Below are 21,465 nucleotides of genomic sequence, written 5' to 3' on the forward strand. Positions count from 1 at the left end.
CAGCCCGCTCCCCACCATCCGCCCGTCGCGCCCACCGGCTGAGGTTGCGTTTCCCTGATGTCGAGTCACCACACCGCGTTCAAGCGGCAACCAGCACGGCTACCGTCGTCCTGCGCGGATCTGCACACGACCGAGGGAGCGAACGCGGCATGAATCCCGGTGACGAGCACGACTACCGCGGCAAGGACCAGGGGGGCCGGGCGGACGACCCGTACAGCACGCTCGGCGGCACCCGTCAGACCCGTACCCGTCTCCCCGACGGCGACCCGGGCAACCCCGGCGCGCGCCGCCCCGTCCGCAACTCCCGCTCCCTCGTGACGATCACCGGCATCGTCGTCCTCCTCGTCGCCGCCATCGCCTTCGCCAACCGGGGCGGTGGCAGCGACGACGACGCGGCCCCGGGCGCCAAGAGCCCCGGGACCGCGGGAAGCGCCCCCACCGCGGCCACCGGCACCAAGCCCGTCGAGGGCAAGAACGGCACGATCCCCTCCGGCTTCGCCCACGACGAGCAGGGGGCGCAGAGCGCGGCGGCGAACTACTCCGTGGCGTTGGTTTCCGACGGCATGTTCTCTCAGGAACAGCGCCGAGAAATTTCCAGAGTGGTATATGCGCCGGACGTAGCAAGCGCACGACAAGATGACCTGGACAAGGTCTACTCCGACCAATCTTTCCTGGAAAGTATCGGATTGAATCCGGATGGCAGCGCTCCAGAAGGCCTGACATTCATCTCTCGTGCCAACCCTGTGGGCACCAAGGTGGAAAAGTACGCAGGCGATACGGCGAGCGTGGCTGTCTGGTACTCCGCCCTGTTCGGCCTGGCCGGCGAAGGCTCCAAGAACCCGGTCTCCGAGAGCTGGTACACCACGACGTACGAGCTGCGGTGGGTCGATGGGGACTGGAAGATCTCCGACTTTCAGCAGAAGGACGGTCCCGTGCCCGTTGGTCGCGACCAAGCCGCCTCTTCCGCGGAGGAGATGGCTGACGCCGTGCAGCAGTTCGGAGGGTTCACGTATGCCAGGTAAGCGATCCCTTCGCGGGCTTTCAGTTACTACTGCCTTCGTCAGTGTTCAAGCGGCAGTCGTCCTGTTCGCCGGCCGTGCAGTCGCCGACCCCACCCCAACACCCTCCCCTTCGCCCAGCAACGACGCGTGCGACCTGATCCGCGGCCCCGCCAAGGACTACTGCGAAGGCGGCGAAGGCGCAGGTTCCCGTACCCAGGACGTCCCCTCCACCGACGCCCTCGACCCCCTCTCCTCCCTGGCCCGAGGCTGCGCCGACGCCGCCTCCTGGATCGTCGGCAAGCTCAGCGAGGCCGTCGACTCCACGGCCAACGTCGACTTCACCAACCCCAAGTTCCTCCAGCAGTACGCCGTCATCTTCGCGGCCTCCACCATCCTCACCCTCGTCCTCTGGCTCCTCGCCGTCGCCAAGCGCGCCATCCGCGGCGTCCCCCTCACCACCGCGATCTCCGAGGCCGTCGGCTACCTCTGGCTCACCGTCCTCGCCTCGGCCTTCACCCCGCTGATCCTCTACACGATCGTCTCCGCCACCGACGGCGTCACCGAGATCATCGCCTCCGCCACCGGCGGCCAGACCGACGTCTTCTTCGGCTCGTTCGCCGAAGCCCTCAAGAAGGGCGAGGACATCGGCGGCGGCCCCATCATGCTGATCGTCGTCTCGCTCGTCTCGATCCTCGCCGCCGGGATCCTCTGGCTGGAGCTCGTCATCCGCGCCGCCCTGCTCTACGTCGGCGCGCTCCTCGGGATCGTCGTCTACGCCGGCCTCGTCGACAAGAACATGTGGGGCCACGTCCGCCGCTGGGCCGGCATCATGATCGCGGTGATCATGGTCAAGCCGGTCATCGTCATCGTCCTCGGCCTCGCCGGCGCACTCTCCTCGGGCGACGGACCCGACGCCTTCTCCGCCGTCGTCTCCGGCCTCTCCATCATCCTGCTGGCCATCTTCGCCTCCGCCATGATCTACCGCTTCGTCCCCGGCTTCGGCGACGAGATCCAGGGCGCCCGCACCAACCGCAAGCAGGCCACCGACGGCTCCCAGGCCGCCGCCCTCATCAGCTCCCCGGCCGCTCTCGTCTCCCAGGGCATCAAGACCCACAGCGGCCGCAACGACCAGAACAGCGGCGGAGGCGGCGCCCGCCCCGCCAACCCGGCCAGCGGCGGCGTCGCCGCCCACAGCTCCCGCACCTCCGGCGGAAGCGGAGGCGGCGGCGGGGCCGGCGGCGGATCTGTCCCCTCCGCCGCACCCTCGCCCCGCAGCGGCTCCGCGCCCACCTCCGCCACCCCCCACAGCAGCCGCTCCTCGCGAGGCGGAGGCGGCTTCGGCACCACAGGTAACTCGAGCACAGGAGGTGGAGGGCGTTGACGACCCAGTCCCACACGATGACGCCCCGCCGCACGTATCTCATCGGCCGTGCCCGGCCGAACGCGATCGTCGGCAAGAACCGCGAGACCGGCGAGATCGCCCTGATCATCGTCGGCGCGTTCCTGGGCATGATGAGCGGACTCCTCGTCCCCGTCCTCTCTCTCCGCATCGTCTGCCTCGTCGGCTTCCCGATGCTGGCACTCGCCGTCGTCTACGTCCCCTACAAGGGCCGCACCTACTACAAGTGGTTCGAGATCAACCGCACCTTCAAGCGCTCCCTGCGCCGCGGCACCACCTACCGCTCCGGGGCCATGGAGGCCGGCGTCAGCGTCGACGGCCGCGAGGTCGAGATCGGCCCGCCCCCCGGCATCGGCCGGATCAGCTGGCTCGCCGCCCCCTTCGGCCCCGACGAGATCGCCGTACTCCTCCACGCCGACCGGCGCACCGTCACCGCCGCCATCGAGATCGAAGGCCCCGGCGTCGGCCTCCGCGACAGCGAGGACCAGGAAGCCCTCGTCGACCGCTTCGGCACCCTCCTCAAGCACGTGGCCAACGGCGACGGCTTCGTCACCCGCCTCCAGATGCTCGCCCGCACCCTCCCCGCCGACCCCGACGCCCACGCCAAGGACGTCGCCCAGCGCGGCGACAAGGCGTCCCCGGCCTGGCTCCAGGACTCCTACGACCAGCTCCAGTCCATGGTCTCCACCTCCAGCGAGCAGCACCGCGCCTACCTCGTCGCCTGCATGCACTACAGCCGTGAACTGGCTGCCGAGGCCAACGCCGTGGCCCGCGCCGCCCGCCCCCACGGCGGCCGCAAGCTCGACCGCGACGCCGGCCTCGCCGCCGTCATGGCCCGCGAGCTCACCGACATCTGCGCCCGCCTCGCCGAGGCCGACATCCGCGTCCGCCAACCGCTCGGCCAGAGCCGCGTCGCCTCCCTCGTGCACTCCATGTACGACCCCGACCACCCCATCGACCACATCCAGGCCATGACCAAGCGCAACGCCTGGCCCGCCGAACTGGACGCGGTCGAGCCCACGTTCCTCCAGGCCAAGACCCGCGAGTCCACCACCCGCGCCCCTTGGTGCCACGCCACGGCCTGGGTGAAGGAGTGGCCGATGACCCCCGTCGGCGTCAACTTCCTCGCCCCGCTCCTCGTCCACACCCCCGACGTCATCCGCACCGTCGCCGTCTGCATGGACCTCGAACCCACCGAGGTCGCCATCGAGCGCATGCTGACCGAGAAGACCAACGACGACGCCGAGGCCAGCCGCCAGGCCAAGATGAACCGCACCGTCGACCCCCGCGACATCGCCGCCCACGGCCGGCTCGACCAGCGGGGTGAAGATCTCGCCAGCGGTGCGGCCGGAGTGAACCTGGTGGGGTACATCACGGTGTCGTCCCGCTCACCCGAAGCGCTCGCCCGCGACAAGCGCACGATCCGCGCCTCGGCCGGCAAGTCGTACCTCAAGCTGGAGTGGTGCGACCGCGAGCACCACCGCGCCTTCGTGAACACGCTCCCGTTCGCCACCGGCATCCGCCGCTGACCCGAGCACCCGCACAGAACACCGAACCCACCCAGCCCCACCCACCCACCCCGCCCAACCCACCGGAAGAGAGGGCACCCACGCCATGCGAGACCCCCTGTCCGCATTGTCGGATGCCTTCACCTCCTTCCTCTTCGGCAAGGTGGAGACGACCCGCCTCCCCGTCCGTACGTCCACGGGCCAGGCCCAGGCCGTCTACCTCCCCACCGCCGCCCCCGGCCTCGGCGACTCCGGCGTGATCATCGGCCGCGAGGTCTACAGCGGCAAGGGCTACATCTACGACCCCTTCCAGCTGTACGGGCAGCAGCTCCCCGCCCCCCACTGGCTGGTCCTCGGCGAGTCCGGCAACGGCAAGTCGGCACTGGAGAAGACCTACGTCCTGCGCCAGCTCCGCTTCCGCGACCGCCAGGTCGTCGTCCTCGACGCCCAGGGCGAGGACGGCGTCGGCGAATGGAACCTCATCGCCCAGGAGCTGGGCATAACCCCCATCCGCCTGGACCCGACCGCAGCCCTCAACGGCGGCATCCGCCTCAACCCCCTCGACCCGTCCATCACCACCACCGGCCAGCTCGCCCTGCTCCGTACGATCATCGAGGTCGCGATGGGCCACGGCCTCGACGAGCGCTCCGGCTTCGCGCTCAAGGTCGCCCACGCCTACGTCACCGCGACCGTCACCGACCGCCAGCCGGTTTTGATGGACATCGTGGAGCAACTGCGCCACCCCGAGCCCGAGTCCGCCGAGGCGATGAACGTCGACATAGACGATGTACGGGCCTGGGGCCTGGACGTCGCCCTCGTCCTGGACCGCCTCGTCGACGGTGACCTGCGCGGCATGTTCGACGGCCCGACCACCGTCGGCATCGACCTCGACGCGCCGCTCATCGTCTTCGACCTCTCGCACATCGACCGCAACTCGATCGCGATGCCGATCCTGATGGCGATCGTCGGCGTCTGGCTGGAACACACCTGGATCAGGCCCGACCGCAAGAAGCGCATCTTCCTGGTTGAGGAGGCGTGGCACATCATCAACTCGCCCTTCGTCGCCCAGCTCTTCCAGCGCCTGCTGAAGTTCGGGCGCCGCCTCGGCCTCTCGTTCGTCGCCGTCGTCCACCACCTCAGCGACGTGGTGGACGGAGCAGCGGCGAAGGAAGCGGCGGCCATCCTCAAGATGGCCTCCACCCGCACGATCTACGCCCAGAAGACCGACGAGGCCAGAGCCACCGGCCGGGTCATCGGCCTGCCCCGCTGGGCCGTCGAGATCATCCCGACGCTCACCCCCGGCATCGCGGTCTGGGACGTCAACGGCAACGTACAGGTCGTCAAGCACCTCATCACCGAGGCCGAACGCCCCCTGGTCTTCACCGACCGTGCCATGACCGAGGGCTCGGCCGCGGACCCGGACGACCTGCTCCCCGACGACATCCGCGCCGCCGAACTGGAGGCGGAGCAACGGGCGGCCCGGATCGAGCACCAGCAACGGATGAACGAGTCGTCAGAGTCAACGGTGGCCTGACATGGCACGCCAGGCACCGCGCGGCCGGAGCAACGGACCCGCCCATCAGGACAGTTACGAAGGACGCTCCCAGGGCGGCGGAGGCATCCCGGACGGCCTGCTGATCGGCCTCCTGGCCCTCCTCCTCGCGGCCACCATGGTCACCTGGACGGCCACCGGCCTGGCCTGCCTCCTCGCCCACGGGGCCTGGCCGGACGGCGTGACGTTCATCCGCGCCCCGCTCGCCCTGCGCGAACTGGTCACCGCGCCCCAGGACCTCCCCGCGGCCTGGCCGGAGACACCTCCGGCCCAGCTCTCCGGATACGGCCTGTTCTGGGGCCTGTTCATCGGCGAACTGATGGTGCTGCTGGTCCTCACGGTGTTCGCGCTCGGGGTCGTGTCCCGGGGCCGTGCCGTACGGGAACGACGCCGCGAGGAACGGTCCCTCAAGGCACACGGGTCACAGCTGCCCCCGGGCTGGCCGGCACCGACCCCGCCTCAAGAGCAAGAACAGGTACACCCCCAGCCCCAGCCCCAGCCCCAGGCGCCAACCCACACGCCGGCCAGAACCCCACCACCAGCACCAGCACCTCCAGCATCAACACCACCTCCGACCGAGAAGACGCCCCCTCCCCCGGAAACGGGCACGGCGCTTCTCCCGTCCCCCGCACCCCCCTCCTCGTCTACGCCCCCGCCTCCGCCCGTCGGCCCACCGTCGTCCAGGCGATCCACGAGGCCGAGGGCCCCGCCCTGGTCGTCACATCGGACCCGACGGTCTGGGCCGAGACGAAGAACGCCCGGGCCAAGCTCGGCCCCGTCCTCGTCCACGACCCGGGCCACCTCTGCGACACCCCCGCCCGCCTCCACTGGTCGCCCACCGCGGGCTGCGAGCTGCCCGACACGGCCGCCGCCCGGGCGGCCGCCCTCCTCGCCCCGGTCCGCCCGCAGGCCAGGATCGACGCGGCGGTGGCCGACACCGCCCAGACGCTCCTCCAGTGCTGGCTGCACGCCGCGGCGGTGGACGGCCGCCCGTTCCGCCAGGTCGCCCGCTGGGCCTCGGGGTCCGCCGCCCACGAACCGGTACGCCTTCTCCGCACGCACCCCAAGGCCGCGTCAGGTCTCGCCGGGCTCCTGGAGTCGGTGCTCACGGCCTACCCGGAACGGCGGGAGGTGGCCCAGGAGTTGACCGTACGGGCCTTCTCGGCGCTCTCCTCGGTGCACATCCGCCAGGCCTGCACGGCCAACCGATCGGATACGGCCGCGCTGGAATCTTTTGCCCGCGAGGGGGGAACGCTCTACCTGGTGGGCGAACCGATCGAGGATCCCCGCTCACACCCCGGCGCGATGCCCCTCCTCACCGCGCTGGCCGCAGACGTGGTCGAGCACGGCCGCCGCATGGCCGCACGGTCAACCGACGGTCGGCTCGACCCACCAATGACCCTCGTCCTGGACGACGTCGCGGCCGTGGCACCGTTCCCCCAACTCCCGGAACTGCTGGCGACCGGCGGAACCCGTGGCATGCCCGCCCTGGTCCTGCTCCGATCCCAGGAACAGGGCCGGGCCCGCTGGCGAGAACCCCTGCACGCCCCTGCCCCGGGCATCGGCTAGCCAAGGCGAGCAACCGGACAGCAAGCAAGCCGTCCACCCGGCTACCCGGCCAGAATCGTTCAGCCAACCGGCTGCCCGGCCTGGAGCGCCCCCTACCCCTCCCGCCCCAGGACGTACTCCACCTCCCGCTCGCCCCGGTCGCCCGGGGCAAGAACCCACCGGCCCGAGGGGACGAAGCCGAACTTCCGGTAGAACGCGGCGGCCCGCGGGTTCTTCTCGTGCACGTAGAGGCGCACCCGCTCCATCCGCGGCGCGGACAGCGACCACGCCCACGCGACGGCCTCCCGGAACAACGCGTCGGTCACGCCGGTCCCCCGCACCTCGGGCCGGACGAACACACCGACCAGGTGAGCCTGGTGCACCGGTGCGGCCTCCCCGAAGCGCACCTCGTCATCCGGGCTCTCGACGAGTACGGTGACCGACCCCACCCACTCCCCCTCGGGCGACTCCGCGACGAACTGGTGGACACGGCCGGGTCCGTCCTCAGCGGCATCGGCAGCACGCTGCTGCCAGAACACATCCGGCTTCGCCGCAGCGTCCTCGTACGACTCCAGGAACGCAACCGGGGCCGCCGGATCCTGCAGAGCCTCCAACCGCAACCGTCTGACCTGCGGCCATTCGTCGGCCCGCACCACCCGCAGCACATAGTCCATACCGCGATCCTCACCCGCGCCCGCCACACGTTCAACCGAGTAGTCCGCCGCACCGGCACCCGTCGTACCCCGGTACTACACCTGCCCCCACGTCCAGCCCTCGGTCGGACGACCGGCCGTCACCGGCTCCGTAGCGTCGACCGCATGATCACGGCACACGGACTCACCAAGCGGTACGGCGACCGAACCGTCGTCCACGACCTCGGCTTCACTGTCCGCCCCGGTACGGTCACCGGCTTCCTCGGCCCCAACGGCGCCGGAAAATCGACGACGATGCGCATGCTCCTCGGCCTCGACGCCCCCACACGGGGCCGTTCCACCGTCAACGGGCGCTCCTACGCCACCCATCCCGCACCCCTCACCCAGGTCGGGGCCCTGTTGGAGGCCCGGTCCGTCCACCCCGGCCGGTCCGCCTTCAACCACCTGATGGCCCTCGCCCTGACCCACGGCATCCCACGCCGCCGCGTCGAGGAGGTCATCGACCTCGCCGGGCTGACCGACGCCGCCCACCGCAGGGTGAAGGGCTTCTCCCTCGGCATGGGGCAACGGCTGGGCATCGCCGCCGCCCTCCTGGGCGATCCCGCGACCGTCATCCTGGACGAACCGGTCAACGGCCTGGACCCCGAAGGCGTCCTGTGGGTCCGTACGCTCCTGACCTCCCTCGCCGCCGAAGGCCGTACGGTCCTCGTCTCCTCCCACCTGATGAGCGAGATGGCCCTCACCGCCGACCACCTGATCGTCATCGGCCGCGGCAGACTCCTCGCCGACACCACGGTGGCCGAACTGATCCGGTCGGCCGGCGGGGCATCCGTCAGGGTCGTCACCCCGCAACCGGAAGACCTGAGAGCCCGGCTCACCGCCCCGAACATCACCGTCACCGCAGCCCCCGCCCCCGGCCCCGCATCGGAAGCACACGAACTCCGGATCCGAGGAGTGGACGCAGTACACATCGGACACGTGGCCGCCACGCACGGGATCACCCTGCACGAGCTCACTCCGCAGACCGTGTCGCTGGAGCAGGCGTTCATGGACCTCACCCAGGAATCGGTCGACCACCGCCCGCAAGGCCGGCATCGGCCGACACCCGCCACCGGAGCAGCAGCATGACCACGACGCACCCCACCGCCTCGCCGCAGTACCGCATCACCCCGCCCCGCATCCTGCACGCGGAATGGCACAAACTCCGTTCTCTGCGCTCCACCTGGATCGCCCTCACCTCGGCGGTCGTCATGGTGCTCGGCGTCGGCCTGATCATGGGCGCGACCTACACCTCGGGCGGCGGGGACTCCGATGTCGACACCGTCGTCCTGTCGCTGTACGGCAGCATGCTCGCCCAGATCTTCCTGGTCGTCCTGGGCATCCTCATGACCGCCGGCGAGTACGCGACCGGCATGATCCGCTCCTCGCTCACCGCCGTACCCGCCCGGCTCCCCGTCCTGGCGGCCAAAGCCGTGGTCTTCGCCGCCACCGTCTTCACGGTCATGCTCACGACGTCGGTGGTGACGTTCGCGGCGGCCCAGGCCTTCCTCCACGACACCGATCAGGCTGCCTCGTTCACCGACCCGGGCGTTCTGCGCGCCCTGGTGGGCAACGCCGGAGCGCTGACCCTGATGGGCCTGCTCGCCCTCGGCCTCGGCGCGCTGCTGCGCTCGGTGCCGGGCGCGATCGGCGCGTTCATCGGCGGGGTCATGATCCTGCCGGAGATCCTCGGAATGCTCCCGTACGACGTCGTCGAGCGCGCCATCATGTACTTTCCCACCCAGGCCGCCGGCGCCCTCGGTTCTGCGACCCCCATCCCGGGCACGATCTCCCCCGGCCCCGCCCTGCTCGCACTGTCCCTGTGGGCGGGGACGACACTGGCCGCGGCAGCGCTGACGCTCAAGCGCCGCGACGTCTGACCCACGAGGAGCGACCAGGTGAGCACCCCACCAAGGGACCGCGACCAGAACCGCGACCGCGGCCGTGACCGGAACGCCGAGGCCACGGTCCCTCCCCTCACCCGGATCATCCGCGACGCCCTGGACCGGCTCCGCGCCTTCGACCGGCGCCGGCCGCGGGTCTGGGACGCGGCGCTCACCGGGTTCTGGACCGTGGCCGCGGTCCTCGACTACACCTCCGGCGGCTGGCGGACCACCGCACACGACAACGTGACAGCCCCCGACCTCCTCGTGCTGCTGATGAGCCTCGGGTTCTCGCTGCCACTGCTGTGGCGCCGCACGCACCCCTTGCCCGTACTTCTCCTGATGGCGCCTATATCCGTCGTCAACATCTGGACGGGGGCCGTGGTGCAGGCCTCTCTCCTCCAGCTGATCCCGGTCTTCCAGATCGTCCTGCGCTGCTCGTTCCGTACGGTCGGGGCAGCGGCCCTCGTGTTCGTGGTCCCGGTCCTGTCGGGCGGCGTCCGCATCCCGGACACCTGGGGTCAGGAAGTGGTCTCGTACGTCTGGGGTCTGGTCTTCGTCATCCTGCTGGGGATCGCGGTACGCACGCGGCGCGAGTACACCGAGGCCCTGGTCGAACGCGCCCACCGGCTGGAACGCGAACGCGACCAGCAGGCCCGGCTCGCGGCCGCCGACGAACGCACCCGTATCGCACGGGAGATGCACGACATCATCGGCCACAACCTGTCCGTCATCACGGGCCTCGCGGACGGCGGAGCGTACGCGGCCGGGAAGAACCCGGAACGCGCGGCCAGGCCCTGGAAGCCATCGGCACGACCAGCAGGCAGGCCCTGTCCGAACTCCGCCGTCTCCTCGGTGTCCTGCGCGACGACCACCCCGACGCCGAACGCACCCCTCAGCCGACGCTCGACGAACTGGCCCCGCTGATCGAACGCGTACGCAGCGCGGGCCTGCCCGTCCACCTGGAACTGACCGGCGGCCCCACCCCGCACGCCCTCACCCCCGGCCGCCAACTCACCGTGTACCGGGTGGTCCAGGAGGCCCTGACCAACACCCTCAAACACGCGACCGCCCCCACGTCCGCGACGGTCACTCTCACCTACTCACGCACGCACCTGGAGGCCCGCATCACCGACACGGGCACCGGAGTCGGCAGGGCCGCGGAAACGGAGGAACCACCGCCGGCAGCCCAGGGCATCATGGGCATGCGCGAACGCGCAGCACTGTACGACGGCTCCCTCGAAGCGGGGCCGCTTCCGGACCACACCGGATGGCAGGTACAGCTCCGCCTTCCCCTGGAGGAATCGCACTCGTGACGACGGTTCTCATCGCCGACGACCAGCCGATGCAGCGCTTCGGGTTTCGCATGCTGCTGGAGAGCCAGGACGACATGACCGTGGTCGGCGAGGCGAGCAACGGCACCGAGGCCGTCCACATGGTCGCCCGCCACCACCCGGACGTCGTGCTGATGGACATCCGCATGCCGGGCCTGGACGGCATCGAGGCGACCCGGCGCATCATCGCGTCGGGAGCCCGCACTCGCATCCTGATCGTCACGACGTTCGACCTCGACGAGTACGCGTACGACGGCCTGCGCGCCGGCGCCAGCGGCTTCCTGGTCAAGGACGCCCTCCCGGAGGAACTCCTCGCCGGAATACGCGCCGTGGCCGCCGGGGACGCGGTGGTCGCCCCGACCCTGACCCGCCGGCTCCTCGACGCGTACGTCCACCATCTCCCGGTCGTCCCCGGCACCCGCGTCACCTCGGATCCACGCATCACCGCGCTGACGGAACGAGAACGCGAGATCCTCACCGTCATAGGGCAGGGCTGGTCCAACACCGAGATCGCCGCCCGCCTCCACCTCGCCGAATCCACCGTGAAGACGCATGTGACCCGCATCCTCGCCAAGACCGGTGCAAGGGACCGCGTCCAGGCAGTCATCCTGGCCTACGACACCCGCCTGGTCACCCCCCTGTGACAGTACGTAAGCGCCCGAAAACGCAGAAAAGCCCCGCACCAGAAGGTGCGGGGCTTTCCCATAATAATTGTTCGGCGGCGTCCTACTCTCCCACAGGGTCCCCCCTGCAGTACCATCGGCGCTGAAAGGCTTAGCTTCCGGGTTCGGAATGTAACCGGGCGTTTCCCTAACGCAATGACCACCGAAACACTATGAAACTATGAACACCGGGCAACAACACAGCTGTTCGTTATTTCAGAACTAACACAGTGGACGCGAGCAACTGAGGACAAGCCCTCGGCCTATTAGTACCAGTCAGCTCCACCCGTTACCGGGCTTCCACATCTGGCCTATCAACCCAGTCGTCTACTGGGAGCCTTAACCCCTCAAGAGGGTGGGAATACTCATCTCGAAGCAGGCTTCCCGCTTAGATGCTTTCAGCGGTTATCCTTTCCGAACGTAGCCAACCAGCCATGCCCTTGGCAGGACAACTGGCACACCAGAGGTTCGTCCGTCCCGGTCCTCTCGTACTAGGGACAGCCCTTCTCAATATTCCTACGCGCACAGCGGATAGGGACCGAACTGTCTCACGACGTTCTAAACCCAGCTCGCGTACCGCTTTAATGGGCGAACAGCCCAACCCTTGGGACCGACTCCAGCCCCAGGATGCGACGAGCCGACATCGAGGTGCCAAACCATCCCGTCGATATGGACTCTTGGGGAAGATCAGCCTGTTATCCCCGGGTACCTTTTATCCGTTGAGCGACAGCGCTTCCACAAGCCACTGCCGGATCACTAGTCCCGACTTTCGTCCCTGCTCGACCCGTCGGTCTCACAGTCAAGCTCCCTTGTGCACTTACACTCAACACCTGATTACCAACCAGGCTGAGGGAACCTTTGGGCGCCTCCGTTACTCTTTAGGAGGCAACCGCCCCAGTTAAACTACCCATCAGACACTGTCCCTGATCCGGATCACGGACCCAGGTTAGACATCCAGCACGACCAGAGTGGTATTTCAACGACGACTCCACAACCACTGGCGTGGCCGCTTCACAGTCTCCCACCTATCCTACACAAGCCGAACCGAACACCAATATCAAACTATAGTAAAGGTCCCGGGGTCTTTCCGTCCTGCTGCGCGAAACGAGCATCTTTACTCGTAGTGCAATTTCACCGGGCCTATGGTTGAGACAGTCGAGAAGTCGTTACGCCATTCGTGCAGGTCGGAACTTACCCGACAAGGAATTTCGCTACCTTAGGATGGTTATAGTTACCACCGCCGTTTACTGGCGCTTAAGTTCTCAGCTTCGCCACCCCGAAGAGCAGCTAACCGGTCCCCTTAACGTTCCAGCACCGGGCAGGCGTCAGTCCGTATACATCGCCTTACGGCTTCGCACGGACCTGTGTTTTTAGTAAACAGTCGCTTCTCGCTGGTCTCTGCGGCCACCCCCAGCTCACCGAGTAAATCGGATCACCAGTGATGGCCCCCCTTCTCCCGAAGTTACGGGGGCATTTTGCCGAGTTCCTTAACCATAGTTCACCCGAACGCCTCGGTATTCTCTACCTGACCACCTGAGTCGGTTTAGGGTACGGGCCGCCATGAAACTCGCTAGAGGCTTTTCTCGACAGCATAGGATCATCCACTTCACCACAATCGGCTCGGCATCAGGTCTCAGACTTATGCACGACGGATTTGCCTACCGTGCGTCCTACACCCTTACCCCGGGACAACCACCGCCCGGGCTGGACTACCTTCCTGCGTCACCCCATCGCTTACCTACTACAAGTCTGGTTCATCGGCTCCACCACTACCCTCAACTCCGAAGAGATCGGGCCGGCTTCACGGACTTAGCATCGCCTGATTCAGTACTGGGCGTTTCAAAGCGGGTACCGGAATATCAACCGGTTGTCCATCGACTACGCCTGTCGGCCTCGCCTTAGGTCCCGACTTACCCTGGGCAGATCAGCTTGACCCAGGAACCCTTAGTCAATCGGCGCACACGTTTCTCACGTGTGTATCGCTACTCATGCCTGCATTCTCACTCGTGAACCGTCCACAACTCGCTTCCGCGGCTGCTTCACCCGGCACACGACGCTCCCCTACCCATCCATACAGGCGTTGGCCCTATGTGTATGAATGACACGACTTCGGCGGTACGCTTGAGCCCCGCTACATTGTCGGCGCGGAATCACTTGACCAGTGAGCTATTACGCACTCTTTCAAGGGTGGCTGCTTCTAAGCCAACCTCCTGGTTGTCTCTGCGACTCCACATCCTTTCCCACTTAGCGTACGCTTAGGGGCCTTAGTCGATGCTCTGGGCTGTTTCCCTCTCGACCATGGAGCTTATCCCCCACAGTCTCACTGCCGCGCTCTCACTTACCGGCATTCGGAGTTTGGCTAAGGTCAGTAACCCGGTAGGGCCCATCGCCTATCCAGTGCTCTACCTCCGGCAAGAAACACACGACGCTGCACCTAAATGCATTTCGGGGAGAACCAGCTATCACGGAGTTTGATTGGCCTTTCACCCCTAACCACAGGTCATCCCCCAGGTTTTCAACCCTGGTGGGTTCGGTCCTCCACGAAGTCTTACCTCCGCTTCAACCTGCCCATGGCTAGATCACTCCGCTTCGGGTCTAGAGCGTGCAACTCAAACGCCCTGTTCGGACTCGCTTTCGCTACGGCTTCCCCACACGGGTTAACCTCGCTACACACCGCTAACTCGCAGGCTCATTCTTCAAAAGGCACGCAGTCACGACGCACCGAGCAAGCTCGATGCGCGACGCTCCCACGGCTTGTAGGCACACGGTTTCAGGTACTATTTCACTCCGCTCCCGCGGTACTTTTCACCATTCCCTCACGGTACTATCCGCTATCGGTCACCAGGGAATATTTAGGCTTAGCGGGTGGTCCCGCCAGATTCACACGGGATTTCTCGGGCCCCGTGCTACTTGGGTGTCTCTCAAACAAGCCGCTGATGTTTCAGCTACGGGGGTCTTACCCTCTACGCCGGACCTTTCGCATGTCCTTCGCCTACATCAACGGTTTCTGACTCGTCTCACAGCCGGCAGACTATGAAAGAGAGATCCCACAACCCCGCATGCGCAACCCCTGCCGGGTATCACACGCATACGGTTTGGCCTCATCCAGTTTCGCTCGCCACTACTCCCGGAATCACGGTTGTTTTCTCTTCCTGAGGGTACTGAGATGTTTCACTTCCCCTCGTTCCCTCCACACTGCCTATGTGTTCAGCAGCGGGTGACAGCCCATGACGACTGCCGGGTTTCCCCATTCGGAAACCCCCGGATCAAAGCTTGGTTGACAGCTCCCCGGGGACTATCGTGGCCTCCCACGTCCTTCATCGGTTCCTGGTGCCAAGGCATCCACCGTGCGCCCTTAAAAACTTGGCCACAGATGCTCGCGTCCACTGTGCAGTTCTCAAACAACGACCAGCCACCCATCACCCCACCCGCAAAGGTGAGTTCACTGGGACCGGATCAGAAGGAACAACCTTACGGCCGCACCCTCAGACACCCAACAACGTGCCCGACACAACCGATCCCTCACCACGTTCCACGCCGAAGCAGTACTAGCAGTAATGAACCTGTCGTGCCGAATAGTCAACGTTCCACCCATGAGCTGACCACCGTCGAACATTTGCCGACGTAGTGGCTCTGGATTCCTTACGGAATCTAGATGCTCCTTAGAAAGGAGGTGATCCAGCCGCACCTTCCGGTACGGCTACCTTGTTACGACTTCGTCCCAATCGCCAGTCCCACCTTCGACAGCTCCCTCCCACAAGGGGTTGGGCCACCGGCTTCGGGTGTTACCGACTTTCGTGACGTGACGGGCGGTGTGTACAAGGCCCGGGAACGTATTCACCGCAGCAATGCTGATCTGCGATTACTAGCAACTCCGACTTCATGGGGTCGAGTTGCAGACCCCAATCCGAACTGAGACCGGCTTTTTGAGATTCGCTCCGCCTCGCGGCATCGCAGCTCATTGTACCGGCCATTGTAGCACGTGTGCAGCCCAAGACATAAGGGGCATGATGACTTGACGTCGTCCCCACCTTCCTCCGAGTTGACCCCGGCAGTCTCCTGTGAGTCCCCATCACCCCGAAGGGCATGCTGGCAACACAGAACAAGGGTTGCGCTCGTTGCGGGACTTAACCCAACATCTCACGACACGAGCTGACGACAGCCATGCACCACCTGTATACCGACCACAAGGGGGGCACCATCTCTGATGCTTTCCGGTATATGTCAAGCCTTGGTAAGGTTCTTCGCGTTGCGTCGAATTAAGCCACATGCTCCGCTGCTTGTGCGGGCCCCCGTCAATTCCTTTGAGTTTTAGCCTTGCGGCCGTACTCCCCAGGCGGGGAACTTAATGCGTTAGCTGCGGCACCGACGACGTGGAATGTCGCCAACACCTAGTTCCCAACGTTTACGGCGTGGACTACCAGGGTATCTAATCCTGTTCGCTCCCCACGCTTTCGCTCCTCAGCGTCAGTAATGGCCCAGAGATCCGCCTTCGCCACCGGTGTTCCTCCTGATATCTGCGCATTTCACCGCTACACCAGGAATTCCGATCTCCCCTACCACACTCTAGCTAGCCCGTATCGAATGCAGACCCGGGGTTAAGCCCCGGGCTTTCACATCCGACGTGACAAGCCGCCTACGAGCTCTTTACGCCCAATAATTCCGGACAACGCTTGCGCCCTACGTATTACCGCGGCTGCTGGCACGTAGTTAGCCGGCGCTTCTTCTGCAGGTACCGTCACTTTCGCTTCTTCCCTGCTGAAAGAGGTTTACAACCCGAAGGCCGTCATCCCTCACGCGGCGTCGCTGCATCAGGCTTTCGCCCATTGTGCAATATTCCCCACTGCTGCCTCCCGTAGGAGTCTGGGCCGTGTCTCAGTCCCAGTGTGGCCGGTCGCCCTCTCAGGCCGGCTACCCGTCGTCGCCTTGGTAGGCCATTACCCCACCAACAAGCTGATAGGCCGCGGGCTCATCCTTCACCGCCGGAGCTTTCAACCCCGTCCCATGCGGGACAGAGTGTTATCCGGTATTAGACCCCGTTTCCAGGGCTTGTCCCAGAGTGAAGGGCAGATTGCCCACGTGTTACTCACCCGTTCGCCACTAATCCACCACCGAAGCGGCTTCATCGTTCGACTTGCATGTGTTAAGCACGCCGCCAGCGTTCGTCCTGAGCCAGGATCAAACTCTCCGTGAATGTTTACCCGTAATCGGGTGCACACACACGAGAGCGGAACAACCGGTCGGAATAAGACCCGTTGTCCACAGCGTCCTCGCTGTGTATTGCCTACCGCCGCACATGGCGACCGTAGGACTTTCAAAGGAACCACCAACCTGCCGAAGCAGGCCGGGGTATCAACATATCTGGCGTTGACTTTTGGCACGCTGTTGAGTTCTCAAGGAACGGACGCTTCCTTCGGTCCCGTATCACCGGGGCCCTCCGGGCGCTTCCCTTCGTTTACTTCTTTGTCCTGCTGTCTTGCGTTTCCGACTCTACCAGACTCTTTCGTGTCCGATTCCCGGTCGAAGCGGGCCATGCAGTTTCGCTTTCCAGGTTCTTCGCTTTCGCGTTTTCCCTTTCCGGCGAGTCCGACTCTATCAGATCCTTTCGGGCCTGATTCCCAGTCAGCGGGGCTTGTCCTCCCGGCTGTTGGGCCGTTCCGACGCTCAAACTCTAGCGGATTCTCCCGGCGGCTCATAATCGGGCCCTCGTCATGAATTCCGGCATGCCGAAATCATCCCGAGTGGGAGATCGTGCTGAAGTTTGGTTGCCGCGTTCGCGGCGGGATCGGCTGCCCCGGAACCGTCCGGCTCCGTGACAACTCGGAGAACTTTACGGATCCATCAGGGGTGTGTCAACCCTCCCCCGACGTCCTCCGCAGGGCCTCTCCCCGGCCCTCAGTCCAGGTCCGTGAGGCGGCCGCCGGCGTCCGGCTGGGCGTGCTCCACCCGGCGCAGGAGGCGGACGAGGAGTTCGCCGAGGACGCCGCGCTCGTCGCCGGACAGGTCCTGGAGGAGGTCCTCCTCGAAGTCGCTCGCCATGCGCATCGCCTCGAGCCACTTCGTACGGCCCTCGTCGGTCAGCTCGACGATGACGCGGACCCGGTTGTTCTCGTCGCGGTCGCGGGTGACCAGGCCCTCGCCCGCCATCCGGTCGATGCGATGGGTCATGGCGGCCGGGGTGAGACCGAGGCGCTTCGCCAGTTCGCCGGGGCCCAGCCGATAGGGGGCGCCCGAGAGGACCAGGGTCTTGAGGACCTCCCACTCGGCGTTGCTGATGCCGAGTGCGGCGACCTGCCTCCCGTACGCGACGTTCATCCTGCGGTTCAGGCGGCCCAGTGCGGAGACGACCTGCTCGACCTGGGGGTCGAGGTCGCGGAACTCGCGTTGGTAGGCGGCGATCTGTTCGTCGAGGCTCGGCTCGCTGGGGCCGGGCTCCTCGGTGCTCTCAGACATGGCGGGCAGTATGGCACGCCTCCACCACCCTTGAAGTCCTTCAGGCTTAAGTTTTCACCTTCTAAGTTTAGTGCTAAAGTCTTCGAGTCTGATTCCTTCAAGATCTTGAGGTAGGTGAGTGTGACCAGGGAGATGGGCGCAGCGCTGCGGCGGATCCAGCTGGGCAGCGCGCTGAGCGCGTTCGGGCTCGGGTTCACCGTTCCGTATCTGTACGTCTACGTGGCGCAGGTGCGGGATCTGGGCGCCGGGACGGCGGGAGTCGTCCTGGCGGTCTTCGCGATGGCAGCGCTGGCCGTTCTGCCGTTCACCGGGCGGGCCATCGACCGGCGGGGCCCGTTGCCCGTGCTGGTGGTGGCCTCCGCGCTGGCTTCCGTGGGCGCCGCCGCCCTGGGGTTCGCGAGCAGTGTTCCTGCCGCGGTGCTGGCCGCCGCGGTCCTGGGTGCGGGCACCGCCGTCATGCAGCCGGCCCTCGCCACGATGCTCGTGTGGTGTTCCAGCACCGCGACCCGTACGCGCGCCTTCGCCATGCAGTTCTTCCTGCAGAACCTGGGGCTCGGCCTCGGGGGGCTCGTCGGCGGGCAGCTCGTGGACGTGGACCGTCCGGCGAGCTTCACGATGCTCTTCCTGATCGAGGCCGCCATGTTCGTGGTGCTCGGTGTCGTCGTCGCCACGGTGCGGATGCCCCGTACGGCTTCCCTCGGCGGGGCCCGGCCCTCGGGCGACGCCGCTGCCAGGGGCGGCGGGCTGCGGGCACTGCTCTCGCACCGGGCCATGGTGCAGCTGTGCGTGCTGGGCTTCGTGCTGTTCTTCGCCTGCTACGGGCAGTTCGAGTCCGGGCTCGCCGCCTATGGCACGGAGGCCGCCGGGATCCAGCCCTCCACCCTGGGCTTCGCGCTGGCCGCCAACACCGCGGTCATCGTCGTCGCGCAGTTCGTCGTGCTGCGGCTCGTGGAGCGGCGGCGGCGCAGCCGGGTCATCGCCGCGGTCGGTCTGATCTGGGCGTTCGCCTGGATCGTGGCCGGGTACGCGGGGCTGGGCCACGGCAGCCAGGCCATGGCGACGGCCGCGTTCATCTCGACGTACGCGCTGTTCGGACTGGGTGAGGCGATGCTGTCGCCGACCGTCGCCCCGCTGGTCGCCGATCTGGCGCCGGCGTCGATGGTCGGGCAGTACAACTCGGCGTTCGCCCTGTGCAAGCAGCTCGCGCTGGCGGTCGGTCCGGCCGTCGGCGGTCCGATGGGGGCGTCACTGCACGGCCCGTACATCGTGACGTTCGTGCTGTTCTCGCTGGGCATCACCGTGCTCGCGCTGCGGCTGGGGCGCCGGCTCACCCCCGTACAGGATCAGCCGTCGCTGGCAGCCGTCCCCTCGCGGGTGGTGGCGGTGTCACTGCCCGAGGGTGCTGATGGCGCGGTGCCCGTCGCGAACGCCGCCTCCGCTCCCGCCCCCGCCGGTCACTGACCGGGCCTGACGCGCAACGTTCGCCCTGCCGCCCTGTTTCACTGCGGCAGGGCGAACTCGCACCAGACCGCCTTGCCGCCGCCCGGTGTGCGCCGGCTGCCCCAGGAGGTGGCGATCGAGGCGATGATCGAGATGCCGCGTCCCGCCTCGTCGGCCGGTTCGGCCTGACGGCGGCGCGGCAGGTGGTCGTCGCCGTCGGTGACCTCGACGATCAGCCGTCGGTCCGTACGCCGCAGTCCCAGGCGCATCGGCGGTGTGCCGTGCTGGAGGGAGTTCGCGACGAGCTCGCTGGTGGCGAGGACGCCGAGGTCGCGGAGCTCGACGGGGAAGCGCCAGGAGGTCAGGACTCCGGTGGCGAAGGCGCGGGCGCGCGGGGCGGCCTCGACGCCGCCGAGGAGATCGAGCGCGGCATTGTGGAACAGCTCCGCGTCCGCCCCCGTACGGGCGGGGTGCTGGACGACCAGGACCGCCACGTCGTCGTCGTGCTCGGCGGTGACGCCGAGGGAGCGGATCAGCCGGTCGCAGACCACCTGGGGTGATCCCTTGGCGCCGGAGAGGGCCCGGGCCAGGGAGGCGACGCCCTCGTCGATGTCCTCGCTGCGCCGTTCGACCAGGCCGTCCGTATAGAGGACCGCGGTGGAGCCGGGCGGCAGAGCGATGGTGCCCGAGGTGTGGACCCAGCCCCCGGTGCCGAGCGGAGGTCCGGTGGGGTCGGCGGCGCGCTCGACGGTGCCGTCCTCGTCGCGGACGAGGATCGGGAGGTGTCCGGCGGAGGCGTAGACGAGCTGTCCCTCGTTCGGATCGTGGACGGCGTAGACGCAGGTCGCGATCTGGCTGGCGTCGATCTCGGCGGCGAGGACGTCCAGCAGCTGGATCACCTCGTGCGGTGGGAGGTCGAGGCGGGCGTAGGCGCGGACGGCGGTGCGGAGCTGGCCCATGACGGCGGCGGCCCGGACCCCGCGGCCCATGACATCGCCGATGACGAGGGCGGTGCGGCCCGCGCCGAGGGTGATGACGTCGTACCAGTCGCCGCCGACCGCGGCGTCGGTGCCGCCGGGCTGGTAGGTGGCGGCGATGCGGAGGTCGTCGGGCTGTTCCAGCTCCTGCGGGAGCAGGGAGCGCTGGAGGGTGACGGCCGTCTCGCGGTGGCGGCGCTCGCTGGTGCGCAGGCGTTCGGCGGCCTCGGCGTGGTCGGTGACGTCGGCGGCGTAGACGAGGACGCCGCCTTCCCCGGCGATCGGGGTGCAGGTCACCGTGTACGAGCCGCCCTCGGTGGTTCTGCGGGACTTGACCGTGCGGGGGGTGCCGCTGCGCAGGACCTGGTCGAGCAGCGGGAGGACGCTGAGCCGGTCGAGCTCGGGCATGGCCTCGGCGGCGGGGACGCCGGCCGGGCGGGGGCCGAACGTGGCTTCGTACGCGTCGTTGACGTACGCGACCCGGTGGTCCGGCCCGTGCAGCAGGGCGACGGGGGCGGGGAGCCGGCCGAGGATCTCGCGGGCGGAGAGGTCGTCGAGGGCGGGTCCGGCCGGGCCCTCCGTCGGCGCGGGGGAGGAAGGCGCCGGGGCGGCGTCGTCCGGCTGGGCGGGCGTGCCCTCCGGGCGGGCGTGCTCGGCTCGGGCGGCCGGCACGGAACTGCGGTCGTCCCGCGCGGCGGCTCGGCGTTGCGTTCCGGGGAGGCGGGCGCTCCAACGCGTGAAGTTCACGGTATTTCTGGCCTCGTGTGTCGGTCTGGTCCGCTCGGGCGGGCTGCTTCTTCTGCCGTTTCCTCGGCCGTGTTCGGGGCTCCGGGGGCCGTACCCCCGGGAAGGCGCAGCCGGGCCTCGTCGTGCTGTCGGTGCGTCGCTGCTGGTCACTGATGGTCACTGCCGACCGGGTCACTCTGTGCAGGTGTGGGCCCACCTATGGTCACACGTCCAGTGTGACCGACCGTACTGACAGTCGCCGCCGGGCCGTCCGGCCGACGGCCCGTCAG

General features: G+C 67.3%; 11 protein-coding genes, 3 rRNA genes and 2 pseudogenes. 10 read left to right on the forward strand and 6 right to left on the reverse strand.

What is annotated here, in order from left to right; all coding sequences use genetic code 11:
• The first annotated feature begins 149 nt into the window (after positions 1 to 149).
• The 5 genes and pseudogenes from CCZ36_RS15550 to CCZ36_RS36515 all read left to right on the forward strand — a co-directional run bounded on the left by CCZ36_RS15550 (position 150) and on the right by CCZ36_RS36515 (position 7,029).
• Positions 150 to 1,022, forward strand: a complete 873-nt coding sequence (locus tag CCZ36_RS15550) for a hypothetical protein (RefSeq protein ID WP_128817890.1) — start codon at positions 150 to 152, stop codon at positions 1,020 to 1,022.
• A complete protein-coding gene (locus CCZ36_RS15555) occupies positions 1,012 to 2,382 on the forward strand; it encodes a hypothetical protein (protein WP_128817891.1) in 1,371 nt (456 codons plus the stop codon). The genes CCZ36_RS15550 and CCZ36_RS15555 overlap by 11 nt, the downstream gene beginning before the upstream one ends.
• Positions 2,379 to 3,929: an SCO6880 family protein gene (locus CCZ36_RS15560; RefSeq protein ID WP_069740169.1), complete on the forward strand. Its 1,551-nt coding sequence runs from the start codon at positions 2,379 to 2,381 to the stop codon at positions 3,927 to 3,929. The genes CCZ36_RS15555 and CCZ36_RS15560 overlap by 4 nt, the downstream gene beginning before the upstream one ends.
• 85 nt (positions 3,930 to 4,014) lie before the next feature.
• Positions 4,015 to 5,442 (forward strand): ATP-binding protein, encoded by a 1,428-nt coding sequence (locus tag CCZ36_RS15565; protein WP_069740170.1) that lies wholly within the window; start codon positions 4,015 to 4,017, stop codon positions 5,440 to 5,442.
• A gap of 1 nt (position 5,443) precedes the next feature.
• Positions 5,444 to 7,029, forward strand: a pseudogene (locus CCZ36_RS36515) (TraM recognition domain-containing protein).
• 92 nt (positions 7,030 to 7,121) lie between these two features.
• On the opposite strand, the gene CCZ36_RS15575 reads toward CCZ36_RS36515, so the two are convergent.
• Positions 7,122 to 7,682, reverse strand: coding sequence for a GNAT family N-acetyltransferase (locus CCZ36_RS15575; protein ID WP_069740172.1), 561 nt, complete (start codon positions 7,680 to 7,682; stop codon positions 7,122 to 7,124).
• A gap of 144 nt (positions 7,683 to 7,826) precedes the next feature.
• Between CCZ36_RS15575 and CCZ36_RS15580 the strand changes: the two genes are divergently transcribed.
• The 4 genes and pseudogenes from CCZ36_RS15580 to CCZ36_RS15595 all read left to right on the forward strand — a co-directional run bounded on the left by CCZ36_RS15580 (position 7,827) and on the right by CCZ36_RS15595 (position 11,561).
• A complete protein-coding gene (locus CCZ36_RS15580; RefSeq protein WP_128817892.1) occupies positions 7,827 to 8,789 on the forward strand; it encodes an ABC transporter ATP-binding protein in 963 nt (320 codons plus the stop codon).
• A complete protein-coding gene (locus CCZ36_RS15585; RefSeq protein WP_128817893.1) occupies positions 8,786 to 9,580 on the forward strand; it encodes an ABC transporter permease in 795 nt (264 codons plus the stop codon). Before CCZ36_RS15580 ends, CCZ36_RS15585 begins: the two co-directional genes overlap by 4 nt.
• Positions 9,581 to 9,598: 18 nt before the next feature.
• Positions 9,599 to 10,899 (forward strand): annotated as a pseudogene (locus CCZ36_RS15590) (sensor histidine kinase).
• Entirely contained in the window at positions 10,896 to 11,561 is a 666-nt protein-coding gene (locus tag CCZ36_RS15595) for a response regulator (protein ID WP_069740175.1), read from the forward strand. Before CCZ36_RS15590 ends, CCZ36_RS15595 begins: the two are co-directional and overlap by 4 nt.
• Before the next feature lie 69 nt (positions 11,562 to 11,630).
• On the opposite strand, the gene rrf is transcribed toward CCZ36_RS15595, so the two are convergent.
• The 4 genes from rrf to CCZ36_RS15620 all read right to left on the reverse strand — a co-directional run bounded on the left by rrf (position 11,631) and on the right by CCZ36_RS15620 (position 18,032).
• Positions 11,631 to 11,747, reverse strand: a 5S ribosomal RNA gene (gene rrf, locus CCZ36_RS15600).
• A 78-nt stretch (positions 11,748 to 11,825) separates the two neighbouring features.
• A 23S ribosomal RNA gene (locus CCZ36_RS15605) occupies positions 11,826 to 14,948 on the reverse strand.
• A gap of 297 nt (positions 14,949 to 15,245) precedes the next feature.
• Positions 15,246 to 16,773, reverse strand: a 16S ribosomal RNA gene (locus tag CCZ36_RS15610).
• The 16S, 23S and 5S rRNA genes sit together here, the layout of an rRNA operon.
• Positions 16,774 to 17,474: 701 nt before the next feature.
• A complete protein-coding gene (locus tag CCZ36_RS15620) occupies positions 17,475 to 18,032 on the reverse strand; it encodes a MarR family winged helix-turn-helix transcriptional regulator (protein WP_006125761.1) in 558 nt (185 codons plus the stop codon).
• Between the two features lie 132 nt (positions 18,033 to 18,164).
• On the opposite strand from CCZ36_RS15620, the gene CCZ36_RS15625 reads away from it, so the two are divergent.
• Positions 18,165 to 19,493, forward strand: coding sequence for an MFS transporter (locus CCZ36_RS15625; RefSeq protein ID WP_128819525.1), 1,329 nt, complete (start codon positions 18,165 to 18,167; stop codon positions 19,491 to 19,493).
• A gap of 38 nt (positions 19,494 to 19,531) precedes the next feature.
• Here CCZ36_RS15625 and CCZ36_RS15630 read toward each other — a convergent pair whose 3' ends face one another.
• The gene (locus CCZ36_RS15630; protein ID WP_069740636.1) at positions 19,532 to 21,196 is read right to left on the reverse strand and encodes an ATP-binding SpoIIE family protein phosphatase; all 1,665 of its coding nucleotides are present in this window, start codon (positions 21,194 to 21,196) and stop codon (positions 19,532 to 19,534) included.
• Positions 21,197 to 21,465: the final 269 nt, after the last annotated feature.

Source organism: Streptomyces sp. S063, from assembly GCF_002832675.1.
Lineage (GTDB): Bacteria > Actinomycetota > Actinomycetes > Streptomycetales > Streptomycetaceae > Streptomyces > Streptomyces sindenensis.